The organism is Chroococcidiopsis sp. (assembly GCF_051657925.1).
Lineage (GTDB): Bacteria > Cyanobacteriota > Cyanobacteriia > Cyanobacteriales > Chroococcidiopsidaceae > Chroococcidiopsis.
Genome location: NZ_JBOFLP010000049.1, coordinates 1 through 8,808, shown reverse-complemented (window position 1 = coordinate 8,808; position 8,808 = coordinate 1). Strand labels below are relative to the sequence as shown.

8 protein-coding genes are annotated in these 8,808 nt (G+C 46.0%); 5 read left to right on the top strand and 3 right to left on the bottom strand.

All coding sequences use genetic code 11. The features are described 5' to 3' along the window. Positions 1–515, bottom strand: a 515-nt coding sequence (gene rpe / locus ACRC32_RS03770; protein WP_438552720.1) for a ribulose-phosphate 3-epimerase, incomplete at its 3' end; no start/stop codon positions are given. 45 nt (positions 516–560) lie between these two features. Between rpe and ACRC32_RS03765 the strand changes: the two genes are divergently transcribed. The 4 genes from ACRC32_RS03765 (at position 561) to ggt (ending at position 5,661) form a co-directional block, all read left to right on the top strand. After that, a complete protein-coding gene (locus tag ACRC32_RS03765) occupies positions 561–719 on the top strand; it encodes a hypothetical protein (protein WP_438552719.1) in 159 nt (52 codons plus the stop codon). Positions 720–756: 37 nt separating this feature from the next. Then, positions 757–1,653: an Hsp33 family molecular chaperone HslO gene (gene hslO / locus ACRC32_RS03760; RefSeq protein ID WP_438552718.1), complete on the top strand. Its 897-nt coding sequence runs from the start codon at positions 757–759 to the stop codon at positions 1,651–1,653. Positions 1,654–1,898: 245 nt separating this feature from the next. Then, complete coding sequence (locus ACRC32_RS03755) at positions 1,899–4,037, top strand: chromosome segregation ATPase (protein WP_438552717.1); 2,139 nt, start codon at positions 1,899–1,901, stop codon at positions 4,035–4,037. 4 nt (positions 4,038–4,041) lie between these two features. Beyond that, on the top strand, positions 4,042–5,661 hold the full coding sequence (gene ggt, locus ACRC32_RS03750) for a gamma-glutamyltransferase (protein WP_438552716.1): 1,620 nt from the start codon (positions 4,042–4,044) through the stop codon (positions 5,659–5,661). Here ggt and ACRC32_RS03745 read toward each other — a convergent pair. Both ACRC32_RS03745 and ACRC32_RS03740 read right to left on the bottom strand, forming a co-directional pair. Continuing rightward, positions 5,658–6,575 (bottom strand): isopenicillin N synthase family dioxygenase, encoded by a 918-nt coding sequence (locus ACRC32_RS03745; protein WP_438552715.1) that lies wholly within the window; start codon positions 6,573–6,575, stop codon positions 5,658–5,660. The genes ggt and ACRC32_RS03745 overlap by 4 nt on opposite strands. A gap of 48 nt (positions 6,576–6,623) precedes the next feature. After that, a complete protein-coding gene (locus ACRC32_RS03740) occupies positions 6,624–8,036 on the bottom strand; it encodes an AtzE family amidohydrolase (protein ID WP_438552714.1) in 1,413 nt (470 codons plus the stop codon). Between the two features lie 191 nt (positions 8,037–8,227). On the opposite strand from ACRC32_RS03740, the gene ACRC32_RS03735 reads away from it, so the two are divergent. Beyond that, on the top strand, positions 8,228–8,808 hold a 581-nt coding region (locus ACRC32_RS03735), incomplete at its 3' end, for a proton-conducting transporter transmembrane domain-containing protein (protein ID WP_438552713.1).

The following is an 8,808-nucleotide window of genomic DNA, read 5'->3' as shown; positions in this document are numbered from 1 at the left end:
CACATTTGGCGCAGTTTGCGGATTTTGGGAACGACAGATGGAATAAAGCTTTGACCGCCAAAGCCTGGGTTAACGCTCATGATTAGAACTAAATCGCAAAGTTCCAGCACGTACTCGATCAGTTCTAATGGTGTAGAAGGATTGAGGACGACCCCTGCTTGTTTCCCTAATTCTCGAATTTGACCGAGCGTGCGGTGGAGGTGAGGGGAAGCATTATGCTCGGCATGGACGGAGATAATATCAGCTCCGGCTTTGGCAAAATCTTCAACGTACTTCTCTGGCTCCACGATCATCAAGTGGACATCCAAAGGTTTTTGGGTCACTGGGCGAATCGCTTCGACAATCAGCGGACCAATTGTGATGTTAGGCACGAATCGACCGTCCATGACATCAACGTGAATCCAGTCAGCTCCAGCTTCGTCGACTGCTTTAATCTCAGCTCCCAGACGGCTAAAATCTGCTGACAGTATCGATGGAGCAATAACAGTTTGCTTTTTGGATGGCGTTTGGGTCATGTTTGGGGATTCTCCTGCTTCCTCTGTTGTCAGCATTTTAACAAAATGTTTAGTTTTCCCCCAAGTGTCAATAAGAAAAAATTACTATGGCGTTTTTATGTGAGTCATTGGTCGCTCTACTGGAATTTGACGAACCTGCGATCGCCAGCCAGGAAAGCCGTACTTCACCCCTCAACCTTTTACCGTATCGCCAACCTAGAATAAATAGAGTAGCATTCGTAAAGAATTGTAAGGTTTTCTCATGGCAGATCGGTTAATTCGTGCCACAGCCGCCGATGGGGGAATTCGCGCTGTCGGCGTTATCACCACCAAGCTGACTGAAGAGGCAAGAAAACGGCATGAACTTTCCTACGTGGCGACGGCAGCGCTAGGACGCACTATGTCCGCTGGGTTGTTACTTGCTTCTAGCATGAAACGCCCTGATTCGCGAGTCAATATTCGGGTCAAAGGTAATGGTCCGTTAGAGGGGATTCTAGTCGATGCAGGTTTAGACGGTACTGTAAGAGGTTACGTCGGCAATCCCGCGATCGAACTACCACCAAACGATCGCGGTAAATTGGATGTTGGCGGTGCTGTGGGTTCAGAGGGTTATCTCTACGTCGTACGCGATGTTGGCTATGGCTATCCCTACTCCAGTACGGTAGAGCTAATATCGGGAGAGATTGGCGACGACTTGTCTCACTACCTAGCTACGTCAGAACAAACACCGTCAGCGTTAGTATTAGGCGTATTTGTCGGCGCTACAGGAGTGACAGCAGCAGGAGGATTGCTGATTCAAGTTTTGCCCAAAGCAGCCCGTGATGAAGCTTTAGTACAAACATTAGAATCGAGAATTGCTCAGCTAGCAGGATTCACGCCCTTACTCCAAGCTGGAAAGACCTTACCTCAAATCTTCGAGCAACTGTTAGGAGATATGAATCTGGAGATTTTCCCAGAATTTCAGTTAGTGCGCTTTCATTGTGGTTGTTCTTTCGATCGCGTTCTAGGAGCGCTGAAAATTCTAGGTGAGGCAGAATTGCAAGACATGATCGCCAAAGATGACGGAGCCGAAGCCACATGCCACTTTTGCGGACAAGTTTACAAAGCCAGCAGCAATCAGTTAGAGCAGTTGATTTTGGATTTACGGGCAGAGTCTTAATTTAGGGAGCAGGGAGCAGGGAGCAGGGAGCAGTGACTAATAATTTCTCCTCTACCCCTCAGCTACCTCAGCTCTCTTTCCCCCACACCCTACACCCTACACCCCACACCCTCTCTTCACTCACCACGCACCACTGACAAATGACAAATGACGAATGACAAATGACCAATGACCAATATAGGATGACAATGAATGTGCTTAGCAGGCAAAATCAAGCATAGTACTTAAGATATTGGGTGCGAGCAATGAGCGATCGGAGTATGCCAGAGGATTGGTCTGTGAGTCAGCCGCCAGCAAAGGGGGACAATGGCAATCAGCCTCATACCCAACATTCTGTAGACTCCGCTTCTCAATATTCAACGGATCGCGAGCTGTCTCAATACCTGTCCCAGCAAAGGCACAATTCAGAAGCCATGCCACAATCACCATCGAACTCGTCACAATCTGGTAGCGTTTCCCCTTCATCAGATACAGACGGTAAGTTGTGGTCTAGCGTACCTCCATCGGGAGAGCCGCCTAGTGTCGGACGCAAGCGGTGGTGGAAACACTGGATGCTTTGGGCAGCTCTGGCAGCGTTGGGGGCTAATGGAGTGGCGATCGTCGCCATGATGATGTTATTTAAGTTACCATCTGCACCTAATTGTCCGGCAATTTTTTGGCCTCTGGCTTCAGGGACGGTGCGGTTGCATTGCGCTCAAGTCGCAGCGGCGAAACGAACTGTACCAGATTTAATGGCAGCGATCGCCTTAGTAAAGCCTTTATCACAAAATCATCCTTTAAGTCAAGAAATCGAACGGGGTTTAGCAGAGTGGACGCAAGATTTGCTTGCCTTAGCAGAGGAAAAGTTTCAAGCCGGACAGCTATCAGAGGCGATCGCGATCGCCTCTGATATTCCATCAGATATCTCTACAGCTACTACCGTCCCAACGCAAATTGACAAATGGAAGTCGATTTGGGCGGAAGCAGAAAAAATTTATGCCGAAGCTGAGTCTCAAATCCCGAAAGAAAACTGGTATCGGGCTTCAATGGCAGCAGTACGTTTGCTCAATGTCGGTAATAACTATTGGGCAAATACGAAATACGAAGAATTAAAATATGCGATCGCCACCGCAAGAGAAGATGGCGGGAGATTGGGAAAAATTCAAAACTTAGTCAATCGAGGCAGAGCTGATGATTTTCTGGCTGCTATACAGCAGATTCAAGCAATTGAAGCAGGTAGCTATTTCTATCAGAAATCTCAAGCAATGATTCCCGATATCGGGCGCAAAATGCTCGATTTAGCTCAGAAAACTTTAGATAAAAGAGATGTAGACAAAGCTGTTGAAATTGCTAGTCAAATTCCTGCTGTTGCCAAATTAGAAACAGAAGTTCAGGACTTTATTGTCCTCGCTGAGGCACATCGGAGTGCTTTTGTCGGTACTGTTTCTAGCATAGAAGCGGCAATTGCCGAAGCGCAAAAAATTGGTCTAGACCGACCTCTTTACTATAAAGCCCAAGATACGATCGCCCGTTGGCAACTAGAAATTGAAGACGTGCAGCATCTAGCAAAAGCGCGCAATCTGGCTCAACCAGGGGCAGTTACCGATTTAAATGCAGCGATCGCTGAAGCTTTGATGATTCCAGACTCGAATCCCCGTGCTGCTGAAGCCAAGCGAGAAATTGACGGCTGGCGGCGACGGATACAAACATTTGAAGACCAACCTTACCTCAACCGTGCCGACGAGTTAGTGGTTGAAGGCGATGTCGCCGCTTTACAAGCAGCAGTTGATGAAGCGAGTAGAATCGGTGCAGGACGAGCGCTTTATGGCGAAGCCCGTAAGCGAATTCGCAACTGGACGCGCCAGATCCAAACGATTGAAGACCAGCCATTCTTAGATCAAGCGCGAGACTTGGCAAATAACGGCAATTTACCAGCGGCGATCGCTGCTGCTGGGCAAATTGGTGCGGGACGGGCGCTACATGAAACAGCGCAGGCAGAAGTTAAGGAATGGCAAACTCAACTTCAGGCGGAACAAGATTGGCGCGAAGCACAGCAAGTTGCTTTGCAGGATACTCCCGATGCATTGGCACAAGCAATTCGGCTGGCGGATCGGGTTCCTAACAGCAATTCTTTACGATTGGATGTGAATCCAGCAATTAATAACTGGGGCGATCGCTTGTTGCGATTAGCACAAGACCAAGGGATATATAACGCGCAAGCAGGAATCGATATAGCCCGCAAAATTCCGCGCAGCAGCAGTGCCTACGGAGCCGCTCAAGCTCAGATTAGCGAGTGGCAGAGAATTTTGAATCCTCCTCCCCCCGAACCGCTTCCCAGCCTCGATAACACCGCACCGAGTCCGAATCTGGAGAATTCTGAACCGAATGTAGATTCTAATAACTAGTGCCATGACTGCATCTAGCAACGGCATAGTCACAACCCCTCACTACTTGGCTTCCCAAGCAGGTTTAGAGATACTTCAGCAAGGGGGAAATGCCGTAGATGCTGCGATCGCTGCTGCTGCTACGCTAACAGTAGTTTATCCCCATATGAATAGTTTGGGTGGCGATAATTTTTGGTTAATTTACAATGCCAAAGAGCGAGAATTAAAAGGTTTGAATGCTAGCGGTCGAGCGGGAGAAAAGGCAACAATTGATTTTTATCAGTCTCAAGGTTATGACAGAATTCCTTTTAGAGGTTATTTAGCTGCAAATACCGTACCTGGAGCAGTATCCGGCTGGGATTTAGCATATAAATACGCTCAAGCAAGCATAAATAATTCTTTGCCTTGGCAGCAAATTTTTGCTGCTGCAATCAAGTTTGCTGAAGCTGGTTTTCCCACATCTCAAAATCAAGAACGCTGGACTCAAATAAGTCTTGATAAAGAAGAAGAGTTTTTTAATTTACAAAGATTCTCTGGTTTTCGTCAGATCTATTTGAAATCTGATGGAACGATTTACCAAACAGGTGAAATATTTAAACAACCGCACTTAGCTCAAAGTTTAGCAGCGATCGCCTCTCAAGGTGCAGCCGAGTTTTATCAAGGGGAAATTGCCCGAAAGATAGTTGCAGATTTACAGGAAAACGGGGGCATTTTAACTCTGCAAGATTTTGCGGAACATACTGCTAACTGGGTAAAACCAATTTCAGTCAATTATCGCGATTATATCGCTTATAACTTGCCACCCAATACTCAAGGAATTGCTTCTTTATTGATTTTAAATATCTTAAATAATTTCGATTTACACAAATTAGGGGAAGGAACGACAGATTACTATCATTTGATTGTAGAAGCAACCAAACAAGCATTTAGCGATCGCGATAAATATGTGAGCGATCCTGAATTTGTAAATATTCCTTTAGATTGGCTATTATCTTCAGAACGTGGTAAAGAACTAGCAGCACAGATTAACTTGCAGCAAGCCGCTAACCAAGTACAACCTCTCGATCCAAAAGGCGATACAATTTGGTTGGGAGTCGTCGATAAAGATGGTAACGCTGTCTCTTTAATTCAAAGTATTTACTACGAATTTGGTTCGGGTATAGTTGCAGGCGATACGGGGATTTTATTACAAAATCGAGGGTGTTTTTTCTCCTTAGATCCGCAACACGTAAATTGTTTGCAACCTAAAAAACGTACTTTTCACACGTTAAACCCTGCCATGTTATTTCAAAACGGCAAACCGTATTTAGTCTACGGTACGATGGGAGGAGAAGGACAACCTCAAACTCAAGCTGCGATCGCAACTCGAATTGTTGCTTTTGGTTTTAATGTCGAAGAGGCAATTTCTGCACCAAGATGGTTGCAAGGACGAACTTGGGGAGTCGCTACTAACGAACTTAAAATTGAAGGCAGAGTTTCAGCAGATATTGTTCGAGAATTAAGCGATCGCGGTCACTCTGTTAAAGTTGTTGAAGATTATACAGATGTGATGGGACATGCTGGCGCGATTTTAATTGACTCTGAAACTAATATGAAATACGGTGCTGCCGATCCGAGAAGTGATGGCGCTGCTGTAGGGTATTAATAAGTTGCTTGTAGACGACTAATTAAATAATCTTTGGCAGAGATAGAGGGATATATTGCGGCTTGCTCTGTACAACAACTGGGGAGACAAGTAACCTCAGTATCATCATTGGGATGACAGAAAAAAGCTATTGAATAACGCGATCGCTTAACTCTTTCATCTAAAGGAAGCGCGACTCGATGTTTGGTAGAACAAAAAACATGATTCGTCCACCGTTGCATTAAATCGCCAGTATTAACAATTATAGTTTCAGGAATTGCTGGAGCTGCAAGCCATTCTCCATCTTTCGTTTTTACTTCTAATCCACCAACATCATCTTGAAATAACAAAGTAATACTACCATAATCAGAATGTTCTCCCGCTCGCACTTGTCCTAGTTTTGGAATTTGTTGTAATGGGGGGTAGTGTAGTAATCTTAAAGTATGAGCTTCTTCGTTATGATTGGCAATAAAAAAGTTTTCTGGAATTTGTAAAGCCAACGCCAGAGTTTGTAGAATCGTATCTGTTACTTGTAGGCAAGCTTCCCAGAAATTTAATACACAACTGCGAAATTCAGGACTAAATTCTGAATTTTGAGTTATAGATTTTAAATTCAGATTTAATGCTTCTTTCAAATCCCCTGGCTGCTTCGGATCGAGGCGTTCCCTTTCTATGCCCACATAACCGCTATTATGAGACTCATCTAACCACGCTATTTGAGCCTTAGTTTCAAAGGGAAGATTGAAAAACTGCTGAGAGTGTATGAATAGCTGTTGGATTAAATTAGCAGAAATACCTGAGTTTTTGATATACAAAAATCCGCTGTCATGACAAGCTTGGTAAACTTGCTCAACTAGAGTTTGTCTTTGCGAGCGATCGCCACTTCTAAACGCTTGCAAATCGATAGTTGGAATTTGTACTACTGGGTTAGTCATAGTTAGATTTGCACGTAAATGTTGGGAATTGGTAATAGGTCATTGGTATTAACTAATAACAGACGCAGCAATAATACCCTCAGCCTCCAACATTGCAGCTACCCGTAAAATTTTCCCCTCATTGTAAGGTGCGGCAATCAACTGTACCCCCAAAGGTAAACCATCCGGGCGCGCAACTGGCACAGATAATACAGGTAAACCGATAAAAGATAGCGGCTGAGTAAACAACCCTAAATGGGGACGAACTAAAATTTCCCGTCCATCTAACTGAATTGTTTGTTGCCCGATAAATGGCGCAACACAGGGTGTTGTAGGAGCTAAAATCAGATCGACGTGTTGAAAAATTGCACGAACGCGATCGCGAAACCACCGTCTAAATCTTTGCGCTTGCAGATACCAACTCGCAGGAATCATCGCCCCAGCCAAAAAGCGATCGCGGGTAGCCGGATCGAAGTCTTCAAGACGCGATCGCAAGTTCGCTAAATGCAGATTTGCCCCTTCACAGGCTGTAATTACAAAAGCCGCTGCCCTAGCGCGGTGAGCTTCTGGGATAATGACGTATTGCGTCGCACCTAAAGCTTGGGCGACTCGTTCTACAACAGCTAAAGCTTCCGGTTCTGCACCTGTACGAAAATAATCTTCAGCAATGGCAATGCGTAACCCATCAATATTATATGGAGACGTACCGTTATTTTCCGCAGATATGAAATTTTGCGTTTCTTCAGGAGGGCGTTGCGTGCAAACTGGATCGCGACTGTCCCATCCTTGCAGCACGTCAAATGCGATCGCCGCATCTCGTACAGAACGGGTAAACGTGCCAATGTGGTCGAAACTACTGGCAAATAAAAACGCTCCCGCCCGCGATAATCTCCCATAGGTGGGTTTGAGTCCGTAGACACCGCATAAAGCCGCAGGGACGCGAATAGAACCGTTGGTATCGGAACCCAGCGTCAGGGGAACCATTCCCCCAGCTACCGCCGCCGCCGATCCTCCAGAAGAACCGCCAGCAATGCGATTTGTGTCATGGGGGTTGCGGGTTGCACCGTAATGAGCATTTTCCGTGACAAAACCGTAGGCGTATTCATCCATATTGAGCGCCCCGACTAAAATTGCTCCGGCTTGTTTCAGTCTGGCGATCGCCGTAGCATTTTGGCTAGCGGGAGGATTGTCAGCATTGATTTTCGAGCCAGCTAGGGTCGTTATCCCAGCAATATCAAATAAATTTTTGACCGCAAAGGGAACGCCAGCCAGAACGCCTGGATCTTGCCCAGAGGCGATCGCCCGGTCGATCTTCGCCGCATCTGCTAAAGCTGTTTCAGTTGTAACGGTGGTGAAACAATTCAGTGCTGGATTCCGTGCGGTAATTCTGTCGAGGGTGGCGATCGCCACTTCTGTTGCGCTTACCTGTTGTGCGCGCACGGCTGTTGCTATGGTTACGGCATCAGCAAGGTTTAAATTCATGCTTTCATCTTAAGGCAGGATAATCTAACGCGATCGCGCTTGTTCGATCGTCATTCACTAATGAGTACTCTTGTCAATTACCTCCATCTATAGACTTGTTTAGATAGTTGACTGGGATAAAAATTTATTCATAAACCTTTACAAAGTTTAGTAAGATAATTTGTAAGAAATAAGTATTTATTCTTATCGTCATGATGACGGAACAATTTCCCTGGCTAACCGCGATTGTCCTGCTACCCCTTGTAGCTTCCCTACTCATCCCCGTACTGCCCGATAAAGACGGTAAGCGCGTGCGGTGGTATGCCTTAGGCGTGGCGATCGCGGACTTGATTCTGATGTGCTACGTTTTTTGGCAACACTACGATGCAGGCATCGCAACTTTTCAATTAGCAGAAAAGTATGCCTGGGTTCCCCAATTGGGTATAAATTGGGCTGTCTCAGTTGATGGTTTATCTGTCCCGCTCGTACTGCTGGCAGGATTGGTGACGACACTTTCAATATTTGCGGCGTGGCAAGTCGATCGCAAGCCCCGGTTATTCTATTTCCTGATGCTGGTGCTGTATTCTGCCCAGATTGGGGTGTTTGTCGCCCAAGATATATTGCTGCTATTCATTATGTGGGAGATCGAGCTAGTTCCCGTTTACCTGCTCGTCTCTATTTGGGGTGGACCGAAACGACGCTACGCAGCGACAAAGTTTCTCCTCTATACCGCACTGGCTTCTATATTTATTCTCGTTGCAGGGCTAGCGTTGGGTTTCTACGGTGGCAACCC